17 protein-coding genes are annotated in these 18,662 nt (G+C 65.2%); 11 read left to right on the top strand and 6 right to left on the bottom strand.

Annotation, left to right across the window (positions count from 1 at the left end; all coding sequences use genetic code 11):
• Positions 1 to 61 precede the first annotated feature (61 nt).
• The gene (locus tag ABB26_RS14740; protein WP_057635462.1) at positions 62 to 709 is read left to right on the top strand and encodes an energy transducer TonB; all 648 of its coding nucleotides are present in this window, start codon (positions 62 to 64) and stop codon (positions 707 to 709) included.
• 99 nt (positions 710 to 808) lie between these two features.
• On the top strand, positions 809 to 1,309 hold the full coding sequence (locus ABB26_RS14735) for an energy transducer TonB (RefSeq protein ID WP_057635461.1): 501 nt from the start codon (positions 809 to 811) through the stop codon (positions 1,307 to 1,309).
• On the opposite strand, the gene aroA is transcribed toward ABB26_RS14735, so the two are convergent.
• From aroA to ABB26_RS14715, 4 genes are all read right to left on the bottom strand, one after another.
• Positions 1,293 to 2,606 carry a 3-phosphoshikimate 1-carboxyvinyltransferase gene (gene aroA / locus ABB26_RS14730; protein WP_057635460.1) on the bottom strand — a complete coding sequence of 438 codons (1,314 nt, stop codon included), beginning with the start codon at positions 2,604 to 2,606 and terminating at the stop codon, positions 1,293 to 1,295. The genes ABB26_RS14735 and aroA overlap by 17 nt on opposite strands.
• A 157-nt stretch (positions 2,607 to 2,763) precedes the next feature.
• The gene (gene pheA / locus ABB26_RS14725) at positions 2,764 to 3,963 is read right to left on the bottom strand and encodes a prephenate dehydratase (protein WP_057635459.1); all 1,200 of its coding nucleotides are present in this window, start codon (positions 3,961 to 3,963) and stop codon (positions 2,764 to 2,766) included.
• Positions 3,964 to 4,016: 53 nt separating this feature from the next.
• Positions 4,017 to 5,102 carry a 3-phosphoserine/phosphohydroxythreonine transaminase gene (gene serC, locus ABB26_RS14720; protein ID WP_057635458.1) on the bottom strand — a complete coding sequence of 362 codons (1,086 nt, stop codon included), beginning with the start codon at positions 5,100 to 5,102 and terminating at the stop codon, positions 4,017 to 4,019.
• A gap of 138 nt (positions 5,103 to 5,240) precedes the next feature.
• Positions 5,241 to 6,044 carry an FHA domain-containing protein gene (locus ABB26_RS14715; RefSeq protein WP_057635457.1) on the bottom strand — a complete coding sequence of 268 codons (804 nt, stop codon included), beginning with the start codon at positions 6,042 to 6,044 and terminating at the stop codon, positions 5,241 to 5,243.
• 118 nt (positions 6,045 to 6,162) lie between these two features.
• On the opposite strand from ABB26_RS14715, the gene ABB26_RS14710 reads away from it, so the two are divergent.
• From ABB26_RS14710 to ABB26_RS14695, 4 genes are all read left to right on the top strand, one after another.
• Positions 6,163 to 6,438: a polyhydroxyalkanoic acid system family protein gene (locus tag ABB26_RS14710; RefSeq protein WP_057635456.1), complete on the top strand. Its 276-nt coding sequence runs from the start codon at positions 6,163 to 6,165 to the stop codon at positions 6,436 to 6,438.
• Between the two features lie 82 nt (positions 6,439 to 6,520).
• Positions 6,521 to 6,988, top strand: a complete 468-nt coding sequence (locus ABB26_RS14705; protein ID WP_057635455.1) for a phasin family protein — start codon at positions 6,521 to 6,523, stop codon at positions 6,986 to 6,988.
• Positions 6,989 to 7,127: 139 nt separating this feature from the next.
• Positions 7,128 to 7,934 (top strand): YggS family pyridoxal phosphate-dependent enzyme, encoded by an 807-nt coding sequence (locus ABB26_RS14700; RefSeq protein ID WP_057635454.1) that lies wholly within the window; start codon positions 7,128 to 7,130, stop codon positions 7,932 to 7,934.
• Between the two features lie 101 nt (positions 7,935 to 8,035).
• Positions 8,036 to 9,037: a restriction endonuclease gene (locus tag ABB26_RS14695; protein WP_057635497.1), complete on the top strand. Its 1,002-nt coding sequence runs from the start codon at positions 8,036 to 8,038 to the stop codon at positions 9,035 to 9,037.
• 226 nt (positions 9,038 to 9,263) lie between these two features.
• Here the strand turns inward: ABB26_RS14695 and hutC are convergent, their stop codons facing one another.
• Both hutC and ABB26_RS14685 read right to left on the bottom strand, forming a co-directional pair.
• Positions 9,264 to 9,992, bottom strand: a complete 729-nt coding sequence (hutC, locus tag ABB26_RS14690) for a histidine utilization transcriptional repressor HutC (protein WP_057635453.1) — start codon at positions 9,990 to 9,992, stop codon at positions 9,264 to 9,266.
• A 41-nt stretch (positions 9,993 to 10,033) separates the two neighbouring features.
• Entirely contained in the window at positions 10,034 to 11,404 is a 1,371-nt protein-coding gene (locus ABB26_RS14685) for a formimidoylglutamate deiminase (protein WP_057635496.1), read from the bottom strand.
• 60 nt (positions 11,405 to 11,464) lie between these two features.
• Between ABB26_RS14685 and hutI the strand changes: the two genes are divergently transcribed.
• The 5 genes from hutI (at position 11,465) to ABB26_RS14660 (ending at position 18,393) form a co-directional block, all read left to right on the top strand.
• Positions 11,465 to 12,670, top strand: a complete 1,206-nt coding sequence (gene hutI / locus ABB26_RS14680; RefSeq protein WP_057635452.1) for an imidazolonepropionase — start codon at positions 11,465 to 11,467, stop codon at positions 12,668 to 12,670.
• Positions 12,671 to 12,702: 32 nt separating this feature from the next.
• Positions 12,703 to 14,247: a histidine ammonia-lyase gene (hutH, locus tag ABB26_RS14675; protein WP_057635451.1), complete on the top strand. Its 1,545-nt coding sequence runs from the start codon at positions 12,703 to 12,705 to the stop codon at positions 14,245 to 14,247.
• A gap of 334 nt (positions 14,248 to 14,581) precedes the next feature.
• The gene (hutG, locus tag ABB26_RS14670; protein ID WP_057635450.1) at positions 14,582 to 15,436 is read left to right on the top strand and encodes an N-formylglutamate deformylase; all 855 of its coding nucleotides are present in this window, start codon (positions 14,582 to 14,584) and stop codon (positions 15,434 to 15,436) included.
• Entirely contained in the window at positions 15,433 to 17,100 is a 1,668-nt protein-coding gene (hutU, locus tag ABB26_RS14665) for a urocanate hydratase (protein ID WP_057635449.1), read from the top strand. The genes hutG and hutU overlap by 4 nt, the downstream gene beginning before the upstream one ends.
• A 237-nt stretch (positions 17,101 to 17,337) precedes the next feature.
• Positions 17,338 to 18,393, top strand: coding sequence for a DUF5694 domain-containing protein (locus ABB26_RS14660; protein ID WP_211261974.1), 1,056 nt, complete (start codon positions 17,338 to 17,340; stop codon positions 18,391 to 18,393).
• Positions 18,394 to 18,662 lie beyond the last annotated feature (269 nt).

The following is an 18,662-nucleotide window of genomic DNA, read 5'->3' as shown; positions in this document are numbered from 1 at the left end:
ACTTTCTGCCGCCTGTCGCTATTGTTATGCAAGAATCGTCCTGTTCAATCCGGTCCAGCCCATGTCCGCATCACGCTCCCGCACCGACCAGAACATCACCTTTCAGTTGCCCCGCAACGCCCTGAAGATCGCCGGTATCGCCTTTGGCGTTGGCCTGCTTTTGTTCGTTGTGGTCTGGCTCAATGCGCGCCGCAACAGCGACTTCTACCGTGCCGGGCCTGCCCAGCCGCAGGCCGAAGTCGCCGAAATTACTCCGTTGCCGGCTCCCCTCCCGGCCGGTGCTGGGGCCAGTGACATGCCCGATGCGCGCCCGGTAGCGGTTGAAGAGGCCCCCGCACTGGTGGAAACCCCTGCTCCACCGCCGGCTCCCATTGCCGAGCAACCTGCACCCGCGCCAGCACCGGCCCCCGCTCCGGTTGCCGCAGCACCGACCGATCGGCCGGTTCCCCTGCCGGGGCAGAGTCCAGCCCCGGACTACCCGCCGGCGGCCCTGCGCCGTGGCGACAGCGGCACGGTCGTTGTGCAGGTGGAAGTGGACGCCAAGGGCCTGCCTCTGGACGCCAAGGTGATCCAGCGCAGCGGCTCGCGTGATCTGGATCGCGCTGCACTGGATGCGGTTCGTGGCTGGCGTTTCCAGCCTGCCCAGAGCAACGGCCAGCCAATGCAGGGCACGCTCGAAATCCCCTTCGATTTCAAACCCGCTCAGTAAGCTGAACCCCAGGCGTCGGGCCTCGGCTGGGTTTAGCCGCAGGTCACTCCGCCATGGCCAGACTGGCCGCATTGCAGAACGTGCAAGGCAGCCAAGTCCATGTCCAGCATTCCCCACGATCAAGCCAGCGCCAGCACCACCACCCCTCAGTCGGGCACGGTGGCCGCTTGGCTGTGGGTGCTGCTGGCGGCGTCCCTGGTGATCGGCATGCTGTTGTTCGCACGGCATGTTGCACAACCGCTTTCCGACGAACCCTCCGCGGTGGTTGCCCCCAGTACGGCCATCCAGCACGCCCCGGTTACTGCCACGCCCATGGCCAATGGTGATGCCGAACCGCTGGCAGACAATCCGCTGCCGGACTATCCGGCAGACGTACTCCAGGCTGGCATCGAGGGTGACGTGATCGCCCGACTACAGATCGACCGCAACGGGCATGTGATCGAACTGAGCATCGTCGCGCGTCAGGGCGCCGCCGACCCACGCCTGGACGATGCCGCCATGACAGCACTGCGCCAGTGGCGTTTCCGCCCGGCCATGCGGGATGGCCAGGCGGTACCGAGCGTGGTGCAGGTGCCGGTGGAGTTCAGGACCGGGCGCTGAGCCCGAAGCCCGCACCGTTCGCCAGTGTGTCGAAACCGGGGAACGAGGTTGCCACGTTGGCCACATCGTTGATGCGCACTTCACCCGTGCTCAGCTGACCGGCGATGGCGAACGCCATCGAGATGCGGTGGTCACCGTGGCTTTCAATCGTGCCGCTGCCCAACGGGCCACCGAAAATGGTGGCACCGTCCTCGGTCTCGTCCACGCGCAAACCCAGCGTGCGAAGGCCGGTGGCCATGGCCGCAAGGCGGTCCGACTCCTTCACCCGCAATTCGGCCGCACCGCGCACCACGGTCTGGCCTTGTGCCGCTGCAGCGGCGACAAACAGCGCCGGGAACTCATCGATCATGTCCGGCACCACATCCACCGGAATTTCTGTGCCCTTGAGCGGCGCGTAGCGCACCACCAGGTCGGCAACCGCTTCGCCACCGTGCTCGGCGTGGTTTTCTTCGGTGATGTCCGCGCCCATCATACGCAGCGCGGTAAGCAGGCCGGTGCGGCGCGGATTCAAGCCCACCGAACGCAGGCGCACTTCCGAGCCCGGAATGATGCTGGCGGCGACGATGAAGAACGCCGAGGACGAGAAATCCGCCGGTACCGAAATGTCGGTCGCACGCAGCCGCTGGCCGCCGCGCAGGCGTGCCTTGCCCGGCTCGAAATCGATTTCCACGCCGAACGCGCGCAGCATGCGCTCGGTGTAGTCGCGGGTCGGATGCGGCTCGACCACGGTGGTGTCGCCCTGCGCATACAGACCGGCAAGCAACACCGCTGACTTCACCTGCGCGCTGGCCACCGGCAACTCGTAGTGAATGCCCTGCAGTGGCTGGCCACCGTGGATATGCAGTGGCGGCGTGCCATCGTCCTGGGTGTCGATGCGCGCACCCATCAGTGCCAACGGGCCGGTGACGCGGCGCATCGGCCGCTTGGTCAACGACTCGTCACCAACCAGAGTGCTGCCGAACGGCTGTGCCGCCAGCAGGCCGGCCAGCAGGCGCATGCCGGTGCCGGCATTGCCACAATCCAGTTCGCCTTGCGGGGCCTGCAGGCCGTCCACGCCCACGCCGTGCACGATGCGCCGTGACGGCGTCGGGGTTTCGAAGCGCACGCCCATCTGGGCGAAGATGTTCGCGGTGGCCCGGGTGTCTTCGCCTTCCAGGAAGCCGTCGATGTGTGACACGCCATCGGCCAGTGCAGCGAACATCACCGCACGGTGCGACACCGATTTGTCGCCGGGGATGTCGAGCGTGCCCTGCAGGGCGGAACCTTTGCGTGCAATCCAGTAGGGCTGGGAACTCATGCGGACTCTCTGAACGTTCTTCCCTTCCTGCTCAATGCGGGAAGCGGGGGCTGAAGGCGGATTGGATAACGGCGCAGAGCCTGCCCCCATCCGCCCTTCGGGCACCTTCCCCCGCCTCGCGGGGAAAGGGATACATGCGTCGATGGTTACGGCGAAATCAGGGCACGGCGACCGGGTAGGAACCCAGCACCTTGATTTCCGCCGAGTGCGCCTTCAGTTCGGCCAGCGCCGCCTGCATGGATTCGTCTTCGATATGACCGGCCAGGTCGATGAAGAAGCCGTATTCCCACTTGGCCTGGTGCGACGGCCGCGACTCGATCCGGTTCATGCTGATGCCATGGCGTGCGAACGGGCTGAGCACGTCGAACAGCGCACCCGGCTTGTCATGGATGAACACCAGCACCGAGGTGCGGTCGTGGCCGGAAGTCGGGAAGAACTGGCGGCCAATCACCAGGAAGCGCGTGGTGTTGTCCGCGTCGTTCTGGATCGGCTTGGTCACCACCTTCTTCAGGCCATAAACGTGGCCGGCGCTCTCACCACCAATCGCGGCGGCATCGTCGGCATTGCGGGCACGGCGCGCGCCCTCGGCGTTGCTCGAAACCGGAATCTTCTCGGCCTTGGGCAGATTGGCACGCAACCAGGCCGAGGTCTGCATGAACGACTGCGGATGCGCATAAATGCGCTCGATATCATCGATGCGACCACTGCGCGACATCAGGAACTGCTGGACGCGCAGTTCCACTTCGCCACAGATCTTGAGGTTGGAGGTCAGGAACATGTCCAGCGTGATCTGGATCGTCCCCTGCCCCGAATTCTCCACCGGCACCACACCGAAATCCGCGTTGCCGGCTTCCACTTCCTGGAACACTTCTTCGATGCTCGCCATCGGCAGGCCCATTGCCGAGCGGCCGAAGTGCTTGAGCACGGCCTGCTGGCTGAAGGTTCCTTCCGGGCCGAGGTAGCCGATCTTCAGCGGTTCCTGCTGGGCCAGACAGGCGGACATGATCTCGCGGTACACGTGCACCAGCACTTCATCGCTGAGCGGGCCTTCGTTGCGGTCCACCACCATGCGCAGCACCTGCGCCTCGCGCTCGGGCCGGTAGTAATCCACCGCTGCGGCCAGCTTGCCCTTGGCCTTGCCGACCTGGTGGGCGAACTGCGCGCGCTCGGCGATCAGCGACTGGATGTTGCGGTCAATCTGGTCGATCTTGGCGCGCACGTCGGCCAGCACCGGCTTGGCGACGGGGACGACAACGTCTTTCTTGGCGACGGTCTTCTTGACGGCCTGCTTCTTGACGGCCTGTTTGGCCGGTGCCGGTTTCGCCTTGGCGGGGGTCTTGGGTGGCTTGGGTGCCATGGAATCGTCTACCTGTTGCAGGCCGGCGCCAGGCGCGCGGCGTAAAAAGTTGATCAGCCGTTGCGCTGCTGGAAATCACGCATGAAGGCAGCCAGCGCCTGCGCGCCTGCCAGCGGCATGGCGTTGTACAGCGAGGCACGGATGCCGCCCACGGCCTTGTGGCCCTTCAGCGCCAACAGTCCGGCCGCTTTGGACTCACTGACGAAGCGCGCATTGAGTGCGTCGTCCGCCAGGAAGAACGGGATGTTCATGCGCGAACGCACCGCCGGCACCACATCGTTGCGATAGAAGCCGCCGGAGCCATCGATGGCCTCGTAAACCAGCGCCGACTTGGCCTGGCTCAGCTTGGCAAACGCTTCCACACCGCCCTGCGCCAGCATCCATTTGAACATCAGCCCGGCCAGATACCAGTTCCAGGTCGGCGGTGTGTTGAGCATCGAATCCCGCGCGACATGCGAGCGGTAGTCAAAGATATCGGCGCGCGGTTGGCCCGCGCGCTCCAGCAGGTCCCGGCGGATGATCACCACCGCAATACCAACCGGGCCGAGATTTTTCTGCGCGCCGGCATAGATCACGCCGTAGCGCGACACGTCGATCGGTTCGGAGGCGATGGAAGAACTGAAATCGGCGATCAGCGGCACATTGCCAACGTCCGGCACATCGCGGAACTCGATGCCATGGATGGTTTCGTTGGCGGTGATGTGCACATAGGCCGCGTCCTTGGACAACTGCCACTGCGCCACCGCTGGAATGTCGTGGAAGCCATCGGCTTCTCCGCTGGCGGCGATATGCGCATCCACGTACGGCTGGGCCTGTTTGACCGCCGTCTTGCCCCAGTGGCCACTGACCACGTAGTCGGCACGCTGGCCGGGCTCGGCAAAGTTCAACGGCAGCAACGCCTGCTGGGTGGTGGCGCCACCGCCCAGGAACAGCACCGCATAGTCATCCGGAATGCCGATCAGGCGGCGAAGGTCGGCTTCGGCCTGTGCCGCGACCGCCATGAAATCGGCGCTGCGATGGCTTATTTCGACGATGGACGCGCCAACGCCATTCCATTCCAACATTTCCTCCTGCGCCTGGCGGAGAACTTGCTCCGGCAGCGTTGCAGGGCCGGCACTGAAATTGAATGCGCGCGTCATGTCACACCTTTAGGCAGAACGCCTAGTATGCCGCAGCGCAACAGCCTTTGGGGACACGGAAAAAGTTGCATCTGCACCCAATAACTGGGGCGGTTTACCCCCCAGCCGCCGCATTGCGGCGGGGACGCAAACGCCGGATCAGCGGGCGCCGAACATCAGCAGGGCGCTGATCGCCGCACCCAGCAACAAGGCGCTGAGCAGCAGCCACGGCCAACGCCGCGAACGGGGTGGCTTGGGCGCAGGAACCTCCACCTCGGGGGTCAAGGGCGCTTCGTCGGCGACAAAGGCCTGGTTCGGCACGCCCTGCCCCAGCGGCATTTCCAGCACGAAACGATGGCTGCCCTCGAATACCACCTGGTCGCCCGCCTGCAGCCAGCAATGCCGGCTGAGCACGCCATTGACCAGGGCACCCTCGGCCGAGCCCAGGTCGCGCAGCAGCACTTTTTCACCATGCCGCTCGAAACGGGCGTGGGCGCCGGCAAAAGCAGGGTCGTCGATGACGATATCGCTGCCCGGCTCGCTGCCGACCGTGCGTGGACGCTCCAGGGTGAAACTGCGCCCGTGGTGACGACCACCCACACCGCGCAGCAACACGCGCAGGTCTTCGATCTGCTCGGTGGCAGCCTCGGGCGGATCGGGCAGCTGCTCGCAGCTGCCCCGCAACAGCATTTCGGCGCCATCGGCATAGATCGAATCACCGGCCCGCAGCAAGGCCATGCGCCGCACCGGCCGACCGTTCACATGAATGCCGCGCACGCCGTTGGCAACCTGCAACCAGACGCCGCGTTGGTCGGAACAGAACTGGGCCAGCAGCATCGGGCCGACGCTGTCGTCGCCCAGCCGCACCTGACCCGAAGCATGGCGCACGATGCGCTGGACGCCCGGCGTTATCGGCTGGTCGGGCTGTTGTCGATTGCTGAAATGGACTTGCAAAGTTCGCACCGGTGGCAGACTAGCAGGTCACTGGATCATTCAGAAGATGGCCGCGGGGCTTGGAGTGCATCGTCAACGTCCGCACAATGCCGCACCTCTTCAATCAAGCCGCACCCAGGAACAGCCCATGTCCAGCATCGACATCCAACACGCCCACTCCCTGTCCGACGACAAGGCCCGCAGCGCCATCGGTGAAGTGGCCGAAAAACTGCAGGAACGTTTCGACGTCGCCACCCGCTGGGAAGGCCAGGTGCTGCACTTCACCCGCTCCGGCGTGGAAGGTGCCATTGAGCTGTTGCCCGGCGCAGTGCGGGTGAAGGCACAGCTGGGCTTCCTGCTGTCGGCGATGAAAGGCATGGTCGAATCGGAAATCCAACGCGTGCTGACTGAAAAACTCGGCTGAACCGGCTCCCATCACGCCGCGCTGGCAAGCGGCCGGTTACGGTGTTTCTGGGCGCTAGATACCCAGACTCAGGAGCACCGTAATGAACTCACATGAACATCGCACCGGGGACGAAAATGGCGGCGGTCCCCGCTTGCAGGACCAGGCCGAGCGCCTGGGCCGCAAGGTGACTCATTCCGCTCAACAGGTCTGGCTTGCAGGGTTGGGTGCGCTGGCACGCGCACAGGACGAAGGCAGCCGGCTGTTTGAATCGCTGGTCAAAGAGGGCGAAACCGCCGAAGCGCGCTCGCGCGAGGAATCGACCGCCGGGGCCAGCCTGCGCGACACCGTCGAAAACACTCTTGGCCAGGCACGTGATCGTGCAGCCGGCACCTGGGACCGCGTCGAGAAAAGCGTCGATGACAGCGTGCACCGCGTGCTGCGGCGGATGGACATCCCCAGCCGTTCGGATATCGAAGCCTTGAATGAACGCCTGGACGCGCTCAACCGGCGCCTGAGCCGGGCTGAAAGCCGTGCCTCGCATACGACGACGAAGCCTGAAGAACATTGATGTTGCAAAGCAGCAAAAGTTGAGCAAGAATCACTTGACCCGCCAGCAGTACCGCGCCGTTTGTCTCCCTCCCCTCACGGCACCGGATGGCGGGTTTTTCGTGTCTGGCGTTTAATACGGTGCCGGGAAGAGAACTGCCATGCCCCCCGCATCGCCTGAAACCGCCACCCGCCACGACCAGCACGGGCGCTACCCGCGCGCCGAAACGGTCGAGGATTTCGCCCACAACCTGGCCGTGGTGCGCCAGCGCATGGCTGCCGCGTGCCTGCGTGCCGGCCGCGACCCTGCTCAGGTCCGTCTGCTGCCAGTCAGCAAGACCATCGACGAAGCACATATCCGCCTGGCCTACCAGGCCGGCTGTCGCCTGCTCGGCGAGAACAAGGTGCAGGAGGCCCACCACAAGTGGGAAGCAATGCAGGACCTGGGCGACCTGCACTGGTCGGTGATCGGTCACCTGCAGACCAACAAGGCCAAGCTGGTGGCGCGCTTTGCCAGCGAGTTCCAAGCCCTGGACAGCCTGCGTCTGGCCGAAACACTGGACCGCCGCCTGCAGCACGAAGGCCGATCGCTGGATGTGTTCGTGCAGGTCAACAGTTCGGACGAGGACAGCAAGTTCGGCCTGCCGCCGAGTGAAGTGGCAGGCTTCATCCAGGCGCTGCCGCAGTTCACCGCCCTGCGCGTGCGCGGGCTGATGACGCTGGCGCTGTTTTCGGCCGAAGCCGAACGCGTGCGCGCCTGCTTCGTGCGCATGCGCGAGCTGCGCGACCGCCTGCGCCAGGACGCCCCGGCCAGCGTTGCCCTGGATGAACTGTCGATGGGCATGTCCGGTGATTTCGAAATCGCCATCGAAGAAGGCGCCACGGTGGTCCGTGTTGGTCAGGCCATCTTCGGCGCGCGAGCCGTGCCTGACAGTCACTATTGGCCGGGCCTGGTATCAGCAGGCTGAACCGCCAACCCGGTCTCGGAAAATAGACGGGACAGGACGACCTTCCGAACACACCAACAACGATAAACTTCCGATCCAACTCTCTGCTTTGGGTGCTGTTGATGTTTTCCTGGATTTTGGCTTTGGCGCTCGCGCTGGTTCTGTGGGGCCTGGCCACGGCTTATATGTGGCTGGTCAAACGCAGGAAAACCGAAATCCGCCACGGCCTGGCCGCATTGGCCGGTCTGCGCTGGCGTGAGTTCTCGCAGATCGTGCGCCAGGCCATGGCTGACCAGCGCAACCTGCTGCCACTGACCGACAGCGAGGACAACGACCGCGGCACCAGCAGCGACTTCCTGCTGCAGCAGAACGCGCAGCGTTGGCTGGTGTCCTGCAAACATGGCCGTGCCTACCGCTTTGATGCCACTGCGGTGAACGAACTGGCCTCGGCCATGCGCCTGACCGGCGCGGAGGGCGGCCTGCTCATCACCGAAGGCCATGTCAACCGGGATGGTTTGAACGAAGCGCAGAAGCAGTCCATCGAAGTGTTCGACGAGCGCAACCTGTGGCAGTTGCTCAAGCCCTACGTCTCCGACGACATGCGCCAGACGGTTACCGGTATTGCCCAGCGCGAGGCTGCACGTCACACCGGTATTGCCGGCCTGGCAGCGCTGACCATCGGCCTGCTGGCCGGTATGGGCTACCTGACGATGCAGACGGATGAAGCGGCTTTGTCGCCGGTGAGCGCTGCGCTTGCACCAGCCGAGGTGCGCAGCGCCGATGCAGGCGATGCTGCGACACCGGTCGCCACCCGCGCGGAAACGCCGGCAGCAACCGCGCCGGTCGACGCAACCACGCAGATCGCCGATCCGGATCCCGCCACTCTGCTGCGCTACCAGCAATCGGTTTCCAAGACGCTGGCCCGCACGCCCGGCGTGGTCAGCGGCATCTGGCTGACACGCTCCACGCTGTCGGTCGAACGCAGCGGTGACGATGCGGCAGTGTGGCCGCTGATCTGCCAGGAACTGGAACGCTACCCGGCACTGCGCACCGTACGCGTGCAGCTCAACCCGCGCCCGGGCGTTGAAGAGTCCGTGCGCTGGCGACAGTGCCGGACGTATTGAGTGGGTTTCCGCAGCTGCTTGACCTCTGATCCCGGCTGAGCTTCTTTTCTGGAAGCAACGAGATCAAAAGAGAAGCTGCCTTATCCGCCCCTGCGGGGCGCCGTGCCCCAGCCACGCAGGAGCCAGTGGCTCGTAAGCGGCACGCCTTCACCCCGTTTGCGGGAGAAGGCATGAATCAGGCGCTTTGGTACCCCGACTGACACCGCATCAGCAAACCACACGCCCCTCAGCGCGAGCCGGGGGCGAAGCGGGCGATGAGGTCGTAGGCGTCGCCGAGAAATTTCTGGCGTACCCAGGTGATCTGCTGGTCGCCGCGCCAGGTCTGGCGGTCGATCACCAGGCAGGCGGTACCGGTCGGCACTTTCAGGACTGCGGCTTCGTCAGCGGTGGCGGCGACCGCGCTGATGCGATGCTCGCCACGCGTCCACGACACGTTCTGCAGCAACCAGCTACCCGGAGCATGGCGGGAGAAATCCACCTTCAGCGTTTCCGGCACAGCGTCGGGATTGATGAAGCGCCGCTCCAGCGCCAGCGGCTTGCCATCGGCCAGATGCAGGCAGCGCATTGCCAGCAGCTTGCCTTCGCCCACCAGCAACAGCTCCTCGGGTGCATCCGCCTTGGCCTTGCGGTGAGAGTGGTCAAGCAGCTGGTAGCCGTATTCGTGGCCACGCTCGGTGACCGCGACTTCGATATCCGGGATCTCCAGCGCCACCTGCTCCAGGTGCGGGGGCTGACGCGCCACGAATGAACCTGCGCGACGACGGCGCTCGATCATGCCGCTCTCGGCAAGTGCGGTGAGCACCTTGTTCACGGTCATCCGCGAGCAGTCGTACTGCGCCATCAGTTCATGCTCGAACGGAATCCGGTACCCCGGTGCCCATTCGCCACTGAGGATGCGGCTTTCGATCTCGTTGCGGATGCGGTGATTGAGGGTGGGAGCTTTCTTGCTCTTCACTCGGAGTTCCTGGAATGGATGGCGCCCGGCGGTTGCGAGCGTCAGGCCAGTATCCGGCTCAACGCGGCGCGGTAGCGCGTGGTGATCGCTTCGCGATTCACGTGGCGACCAGCACGCACCCATTCGCGGCCGTTGCGCCAAACGCTGCGGAGGGCGCCATTACGTGCGGCGAACAGCCAACTGTCAAGCAAGGCATCGCCCTGACGGCCATGCAGCGATGGATGTTCGGTGTCCAGTTCCAGCAGATCCGCAGGTGCACCCACCGCCAATCCAGCGGCAACTCCCAGCACTTGTGCCGCACCCTCGCCTGCCTGCTGATACAACCAGCGACCGCTGGACAAACTGCCCGGCGAGATCACGTTGCGGCCCTGCAGCGTCAGGCGTTGCCCGTATTCGAGCAGCCGCAGTTCTTCGGCTGCATCAATCAACACATTGGAGTCGGAACCGACGCCGAATCGTCCACCGGCAGCGATGAACTCGCGCATTGGAAATACACCATCGCCCAGATTGGCTTCGGTGATCGGGCACAGGCCGACCACCGCACCGCTATCGGCCATCGACTTCACTTCCTGCGCGGTGACGTGGGTGGCATGCACCAGGCACCAGCGCGCATCGACCTCGATGTTCGCATGCAGCCATTCCACCGGGCGCTGGCCGCTCCAGGCCAGGCAGGCTTCGACTTCGCGTGTCTGTTCGGCGATGTGGATGTGGATCGGCCCTGGCGCCATCGCAGCCAGCGCCTGCAGTTCCCGCGGCGTGCAGGCGCGCAGGCTGTGCGGTGCCAGCCCCAGCACTGCGTCGGGAGTGCGCGACAAGGCGCTGCGGCAACCCTCCAGCAGCCTGGCGAAGCCGTCGATATCGTGCAGGAAACGGCGCTGCGCCGGCATCGGTGCGGCACCACCAAAATCCGAGTGCGCGTAGAACACCGGCAGCAAGGTCAGGCCCAGGCCGGACTCGTTGGCGGCGGCGGCAACGCGGCCGGCCATTTCGGCGTGATCGGCATAGCGACTGCCATCGGCAGCGTGGTGCAGATAATGGAACTCGCCGACGCGGGTGAACCCGCTTTCCAGCATTTCCATGTAGGCCTGCCCGGCGATGGCCTGGAAGTCGTCCGGATCGATCCGGTCGAGGAAGCGGTACATCAGCTCACGCCAGCTCCAGAAGCTGTCACCCGAGCGCCCCCCCACTTCGGTCAGGCCGGCCATGGCGCGCTGGAAGGCGTGACTGTGCAGATTGCCCAACCCGGCCACAACGGTACCCAGTGACTGGTCGCCCGTTTCCCGGGCGCTTCCGGCGGTGACCGCGGTGATGCGCCCACCCACGCTTTCAATGCGCACATCCTGCGCCCAGCCGTCGGGCAGCAACGCTTGGGCGGCGTGGAAACGAACTGATTTGCTGGCGTTGTCAGGCATCACTGGACACTCTCCGTTTTCCGTCGTTATTGTATATACAAATTGACGGGATGAGTGCACATGCGCTGCGACACACTCTGGCACAACGCCAACCTGATGACACTGGATGACGCCAGCGGCGGCCTAGGTCTGGTCCGCGATGGCGTGATCGCCGCGCGCGACGGCCGCATCGTCCACGCCGGCCCCGCGCATGCCGTTCCGGTGTTCGAGGTCGACCAGCGCATCGACTGCGAAGGCCGCTGGATCAGCCCCGGCCTGATCGACTGCCACACGCACCTGGTCTACGCGGGTAACCGTGCCGGTGAGTTCGAGCAGCGGCTGCAGGGCGTGAGCTATGCCGATATCGCCCGTGCCGGTGGCGGCATCGTCTCCACCGTCCGCGCCACCCGCGCCGCGGACGATGCCGCGCTGCTGAAAGCCACCCTGCCCAGGCTCGATGCGATGTTGGCCGAAGGCGTCACCACCATCGAGATCAAATCCGGCTATGGCCTGAGCCTGCCCGACGAGCGCAAGCAACTGCGCGTGGCGCGCGAACTGGCGACGTTGCGCAAGGTGGAAGTGGTGCCGACGTTCCTCGGCGCACATGCAGTGCCGCCGGGCCACGAAGCGCAGGCCTACATCAACGAAGTGTCCGCGGTGATGATCCCCGCCATCGCCGCCGAAGGGCTGGCTGAAGCCGTGGATATCTTCTGCGAGAACATCGCCTTCTCCCCGGCACAGGCGCAGCAGGTCTTCGAAGCCGCCCGGAAGCATGGGCTGGCGATCAAGATCCATGCCGAGCAGTTGTCCAACCAGCACGGCGCTGAACTGGCCGCCCGCCACGGCGCGCTCTCGGCTGACCATATCGAACACCTCGATGATGCCGGTATTGCCGCGATGCGCGCTGCCGGCACCGTCGCCGTACTCCTGCCGGGTGCCTACTACTTCACCCGCGAAACGGTGCTGCCGCCGATCCAGCAGCTGCGCGATGCCGGCGTGCCGATCGCGCTGGCCACCGACAGCAACCCCGGCACCTCGCCGCTGACCAGCCCGCTGCTGACCATGAACATGGGCGCCACGCTGTTCCGCCTGACCGTGGACGAATGCATCGCCGGCTTCACCCGCGAAGCGGCGCGCGCGCTGGGCCGCGGCGACCGCATCGGCCAGCTCGCAGCCGGCATGGAATGCGACCTCGCCATCTGGGACATCGAAGCACCTGCCGATCTGGTCTACCGCATCGGCTTCAACCCCCTGCATGCCCGCATCTGGCGCGGGCAGCCCGCCTGAAACACCGCATCACACGCACAGCTGGAGAACACATGAGCACCACCCTTACGCTTCTTCCCGGTCACGTTCCGCTGGCGCAATGGCGGCAGATCTATCGTGGCGCCGATGTCCGCCTGGACGCTTCGGCACAGGCGGCCGTGCAGCGCAGCGCACAGGTCGTTGCCGACATCGTCGCCAAGGGCGAGCCGGTCTACGGCATCAACACCGGCTTCGGCAAGCTGGCCAGCGTGCGCATCGAGCGTGAGGACCTGGAAACCCTGCAACGCAATATCGTGCTGTCGCATGCCGCTGGCGTGGGCGAGCCGATGCCGGCCAATGTGGTGCGGCTGATGATGGCGCTCAAGCTCACCAGCCTGGCACAGGGCGCCTCGGGCATCCGTCCACAGACGCTGGCATTGCTGGAGGCCATGCTGCAGAAGGACGTGGTGCCGGTGGTGCCGTGCCAGGGCTCGGTCGGCGCATCTGGCGACCTGGCCCCGCTGTCGCATCTGGCCAGCGTGATGATCGGCGTCGGCGAAGCCTTCGTCGCTGGCGTGCGCATGCCAGCCGAACAGGCATTGAAGCAGACCGGGCTGGAGCCACTGGTGCTCGGTGCGAAGGAAGGCCTGGCCCTGCTCAACGGCACCCAGTACTCCACCGCCTATGCTCTGGCCGGCCTGTTTGAGATCGAAACCGTGTTCCAGTCAGCACTGGTTACCGGTGCGCTGTCGGTGGAAGCGGCCAAAGGTTCGGATACGCCGTTCGATCCCCGCATCCACAGCATCCGCGGCCAGCGCGGGCAGATCGCCACCGCCGCAGTGCTGGGCGAACTGATGAAGGGCTCGGCCATCCGCGAATCACATCGCGACAACGACGTGCGCGTGCAGGACCCGTACTGCCTGCGCTGCCAACCGCAGGTGATGGGCGCGGCGCTGGACATCATGCGCCAGGCGGCGACCACGCTGGAGATCGAAGCCAACGGCGTCTCCGACAACCCGCTGGTGTTCACCGATACCGGCGAAGCGCTCAGCGGCGGCAACTTCCACGCCGAGCCGGTGGCGTTTGCCGCCGACATGCTGGCGATGGCGATCTGCGAGATCGGTTCGATCAGCGAGCGCCGTACCGCGATGCTGGTCGACCCGGCGCTGTCCGGCCTGCCGGCGTTCCTGACGCCAAAGCCGGGCCTGAACTCAGGCTTCATGATTCCGCAGGTCACCGCTGCGGCGCTGGTGTCGGAGAACAAGCAGCGTGCCTATCCGGCAAGCGTGGATTCGATTCCGACCTCGGCCAACCAGGAAGACCATGTATCGATGGCCGCGCATGGTGCGCGTCGCCTGCTCGCGATGGCCGAGAACGCCGCCAACGTGATCGGCATCGAACTGCTCGCCGCCGGCCAGGGCTGCGACTTCCATGCACCGCTGCGTTCGAGCGCTGCACTGGAAAGCATCCGCACCACGTTGCGCGCGCATGTACCGACGCTGGAGGACGACCGCTATTTCCACCCGGACATGGTCCTGGCCACCGAACTGGTGCGCAGTGGCGCACTGGTGAAGAACCTTGGCGTGCAGTTGCCGGGCGTGGACGAGGCTGGCAACTGACCTGACGACATGCTGCATTGGGTGCACATGGGCGGTTCTTTGCACTTTCGCTTTACCGCGAAGAATCTCCCTCATCTGCCCTCCGGGCATCTCGCTTCGCGCCCCGGCCCAGCGCAACGCGCTGGGCGTTCAGCCATGCACGAGCCAATGGCTCGTAGACCGCATGTCTTCACCCCGCCTGCGGGAGAAGAAACGGCGCCGGAATCTCCGACGCTACCGGGTATTGCCACACACCCAACGTTCGCCGCAAACCCTTCTCTTCTCCCGCAAGCGGGAGAAGAGATAACGCACTCCCACACGCCTCAGCGTTATGCCCTGCCTTCCGGAGTCCACCATGACCCACTCGCCTGACTGGCTGCAGATTCACCGCGGCGATGCCCCGTTGATCATCAGCTTCCCGCACACCGGCACCGAGTTGCCCGATGAACTCGTCGGTCACTTCGTGTCGCCATGGCTGGCCCGTCGCGATGCCGACTGGTGGGTGCATGAGCTGTACGCATTTGCGGCCAGGGAGCTCGGCGCGACCACCGTGCGCACCGCCGTCTCGCGCTCGGTGATCGACGTCAACCGTGACCCGTCCGGTGTGTCGTTGTATCCGGGCCAGAACACCACCGGCCTGTGCCCGACCACCACCTTCGACAACCAGCCGCTGTACCGCGACGGCCATGCCCCGGACGATGCGGAAATCCAACGCCGTCGGCAGACCTGGTTCGATCCGTACCACGCCGCGTTGAGTGAGGAAATCGCCCGGTTGCGCGAACAGCACGACACGGTCGTCGTCTACGACGCGCACTCGATCCGCTCGCTGATCCCGCACCTGTTCGATGGCCAATTGCCGCAGTTCAATATCGGCAGTGCCGGCCCCAGCGGCGCGCCGGATACCTCCTGCGACAACGCGCTCACCGACGTGGTGGAAAACCTCTGTGCGATGAGCGGTCTGGGCCACGTCCGCAACGGCCGCTTCAAGGGTGGCTGGATCACCCGTCACTACAGCGACACCGCTGGTGGCGTGCACACCCTGCAGATGGAGCTTGGCTGCCGTGGCTACATGCACGAACCAGCGCCCGCCGACGTGAATGAGCACAGCTGGCCCACCCCTTACGACCCCGATCACGCCGAACCGGTGCGCAACACCTTGCAACAGGTACTTCGCGCCTGCCTCGATTTCGCTTCCCGGAGAAATGCATGACCCGTCACGATCCCACCCGCAGCCCGCGCGCACCGCGCGGCAACACGCTCAACTGCAAGTCCTGGCAGACCGAGGCGCCGTTCCGCATGCTGCAGAACAACCTCGACGCCGAAGTGGCCGAAGACCCGACCTCGCTGGTGGTTTACGGCGGCATCGGCCGCGCCGCGCGTGACTGGGAGAGCTATGACAAGATCCTGGAAACGCTCAAGCGCCTGGACGACAACCAGACCCTGCTGGTGCAGTCGGGCAAGCCGGTCGGCGTGTTCCCCACCCATCCCGATGCGCCGCGCGTGCTGATCGCCAACTCCAACCTGGTGCCGCACTGGGCCAACTGGGAGCACTTCAACGAGCTCGATAAGAAGGGCTTGATGATGTACGGGCAGATGACCGCCGGCAGCTGGATCTACATCGGCAGCCAGGGCATCGTGCAGGGCACCTACGAAACCTTCGTCGAGATGGGCCGCCAGCATTACGGCGGCAGCCTCACCGGCAAATGGATCCTCACCGCCGGCCTCGGCGGCATGGGTGGCGCGCAGCCGCTGGCCGCCTCGCTGGCCGGCGCCAGCAGCCTGACCATCGAATGCCGCCAGAGCAGCATCGATTTCCGCCTGCGCACCCGCTACGTGGACGAACAGGCCAACGACATCGACGACGCACTGGCGCGCATCGCCAAGTACACCGCCAGCGGTGAAGCCAAGTCGATCGCCCTGCTTGGCAATGCCGCTGAAATCCTGCCGGAACTGGTGCGCCGTGGCGTGCGCCCGGACTGCGTCACCGACCAGACAAGCGCCCATGACCCGGTGCACGGTTACCTGCCGATCGGCTGGAGCGTGGAGCAATGGCTGGCCGAACAGCAGGCCAATCCGGAAAAAGTGCGCGACGCCGCCAAGGCCGCCATGCGCGTGCACGTGGAGGCGATGCTGGCCTTCCACGCGGCCGGCATCCCGACCGTGGACTACGGCAACAACATCCGCCAGATGGCCTTCGATGAAGGCCTGAAGAACGCGTTCGACTTCCCCGGCTTCGTGCCCGCCTACGTGCGTCCGCTGTTCTGCCGTGGCATCGGCCCGTTCCGTTGGGTGGCGCTGAGCGGCGACCCGGAAGACATCTACAAGACCGATGCCAAGGTGAAGGAAATCATCGCCGATGATCCGAACCTGCATCGCTGGCTGGACATGGCGCGTGAGCGCATCGCCTTCCAGGGCCTGCCGGCGCGCATCTGCTGGGTCGGCCTGGGCCTGCGCCACAAGCTGGGCCTGGCCTTCAACGAAATGGTCCGCAACGGCGAGTTGAGTGCACCGGTGGTGATCGGTCGTGATCACCTCGACAGCGGCAGCGTCGCCTCGCCCAACCGCGAAACCGAATCGATGAAGGACGGCTCGGATGCGGTCTCCGATTGGCCGCTGCTCAACGCCATGCTCAACGTCGCCGGCGGCGCCACCTGGGTGAGCCTGCACCATGGCGGCGGTGTCGGCATGGGTTACTCGCAGCACTCCGGCGTGGTGATCGTCTGCGACGGCAGCGAGGCAGCTGACCAGCGCATCGCCCGCGTGCTGTGGAACGACCCCGGCACCGGCGTCATGCGCCATGCCGACGCTGGCTACGACATCGCCATCGATTGCGCGGAGGAAAAGGGATTGGATCTGCCGGGCATTCTCGGCTGATCCAAGCGCCGTGCGTTGCACCCAACGGGCAGGCCCATGACCTGCCCGTTGGTGTTTCTGCTGGCCTGGAACTGCGCCGCGAAAACGCTGGAGCCACCTGCCCGTAGACTCGAGAACGGGCGCCGTTGACAAAGCCTCGGCGGCGATGGACGCTGCGCCACTTTCCGCCAACCAAGCACGTGTTCAACGCGCTGTATACAACAGGGAGTGATGCAGGGAATGAGGGGACGAAACGTAGTGATCGGCACGTTGCTGGCGGGAGGAATGCTGGCGGGAACAGTGCAGGCGCAGGCCTTTGATCCGGGTGCGCACAAGGGGCCGCAGCACGGCGTGCAGAACGAGGTCATGGTGCTCGGCACCCCGCATTTGTCGGGAATGCCCAAAACCTTCGACCCTTCAACACTCGATGCCCTGATCGACCGGCTGGCGACGTGGCGGCCGCAGGCAATCTCCATCGAGGCGGTGTCCGGCCAGCAGTGCGACACGCTGCGCCGCTACCCCTCTCGCTACGCACTGACGGTGAACGATTACTGCCCCGACCTGTCAGTGGCGGCAAAGGCGACCGGGCTTGATGTGCCGGCGGCCAATGCTGCGGCAGAGGCCATGCTGGCGACGTGGCCCGCACAGCCGACGGCGGCACAGCGCCGAGAGCTGGCAGCCACATTCCTGGCAGCCGGTGAACCCGATTCGGCGCTGGTCCAATGGCTGCGCCTTCCGGTAGCGGAGCGACATGCAGATGAGCGCCTGGATCCGGCGCTGGTTGACGCTCTGGAAGCGCTGCGCGTCAGCCGCAATGAAACGACGCTTGTCGCTGCCCCCCTTGCAGCACGCCTGGGCCATGAACGGCTCTGGCCGACGGACGACCACAGCGCTGATCGCTACGGTCCTGACCCAAAAGCCTACGTAGCCGCCATCAGGAAGGCATGGGACAACCCTGCATCCAAACAGCGGCGGGAGATGTCCAGCGGCCTGGAAGCACAGCTGGACACAGCGGAGAAAGTGCTGGCGATGTACCGCCGCAACAACGCCGCGGACGTGGCTCCCATCGCCTTCCAAAGTGATTACGGCGCCGCGTTGGAAGAGCCGTCTTCACAAGGCTACGGGCGTATGTATGTCACCTCCTGGGAAACGCGCAACCTGCGCATGGCAGCCAACATCCGCGACCTGATGGGCCCAACCCCGGGGATGCGCACGCTGGTACTCGTCGGCGCATCGCACAAAGCGTATCTGGATGCATATCTCGACCAGATGCACGACGTGCGGATCGTCGATTCCCAGGCGTTGCTGAAGTAGCTCCGCCAGCACAGGTGTTGGATTCGCCCGTTGTTGACGGCTGATCCAATTGCAGTACATGACACCCAACGGGCAGGTCTTTGACCTGCCCGTTGGCGTTTTCATGGGGCGAGTGATGGGAGTGAACCCCCTCGCCCCCCAACCCTCCTCATGCCTGGTAAGACGGGTCCTGGTGGGCGGCGAGTTGGAGCGGTACGCGCAACCGCAGCCCCTGAAGCCCCTCACCCCTGGCGGGAGAAGGGTTGGCACTTCGAAGCCACCCCATCGCC

The sequence above is a fragment of the Stenotrophomonas humi genome (assembly GCF_001431415.1).
Classification (GTDB): Bacteria; Pseudomonadota; Gammaproteobacteria; order Xanthomonadales; family Xanthomonadaceae; genus Stenotrophomonas; species Stenotrophomonas humi.
This window is presented reverse-complemented; position numbering and strand designations above follow the sequence as displayed.

Coding starts and splice junctions, on each gene's coding strand:
- ABB26_RS14710 (WP_057635456.1), top strand. CDS start 6,163: ATGTCCAGCATCGACATCCAACACGCCCACTCCCTGTCCGACGACAAG.
- ABB26_RS14700 (WP_057635454.1), top strand. CDS start 7,128: ATGCCCCCCGCATCGCCTGAAACCGCCACCCGCCACGACCAGCACGGG.
- ABB26_RS14695 (WP_057635497.1), top strand. CDS start 8,036: ATGTTTTCCTGGATTTTGGCTTTGGCGCTCGCGCTGGTTCTGTGGGGC.
- hutG (WP_057635450.1), top strand. CDS start 14,582: ATGACCCACTCGCCTGACTGGCTGCAGATTCACCGCGGCGATGCCCCG.
- ABB26_RS14735 (WP_057635461.1), top strand. CDS start 809: ATGTCCAGCATTCCCCACGATCAAGCCAGCGCCAGCACCACCACCCCT.
- hutH (WP_057635451.1), top strand. CDS start 12,703: ATGAGCACCACCCTTACGCTTCTTCCCGGTCACGTTCCGCTGGCGCAA.
- hutU (WP_057635449.1), top strand. CDS start 15,433: ATGACCCGTCACGATCCCACCCGCAGCCCGCGCGCACCGCGCGGCAAC.
- ABB26_RS14705 (WP_057635455.1), top strand. CDS start 6,521: ATGAACTCACATGAACATCGCACCGGGGACGAAAATGGCGGCGGTCCC.
- ABB26_RS14740 (WP_057635462.1), top strand. CDS start 62: ATGTCCGCATCACGCTCCCGCACCGACCAGAACATCACCTTTCAGTTG.
- ABB26_RS14685 (WP_057635496.1), bottom strand. CDS start 11,404: ATGCCTGACAACGCCAGCAAATCAGTTCGTTTCCACGCCGCCCAAGCG.
- hutI (WP_057635452.1), top strand. CDS start 11,465: ATGCGCTGCGACACACTCTGGCACAACGCCAACCTGATGACACTGGAT.
- serC (WP_057635458.1), bottom strand. CDS start 5,102: ATGACGCGCGCATTCAATTTCAGTGCCGGCCCTGCAACGCTGCCGGAG.
- pheA (WP_057635459.1), bottom strand. CDS start 3,963: ATGGCACCCAAGCCACCCAAGACCCCCGCCAAGGCGAAACCGGCACCG.
- aroA (WP_057635460.1), bottom strand. CDS start 2,606: ATGAGTTCCCAGCCCTACTGGATTGCACGCAAAGGTTCCGCCCTGCAG.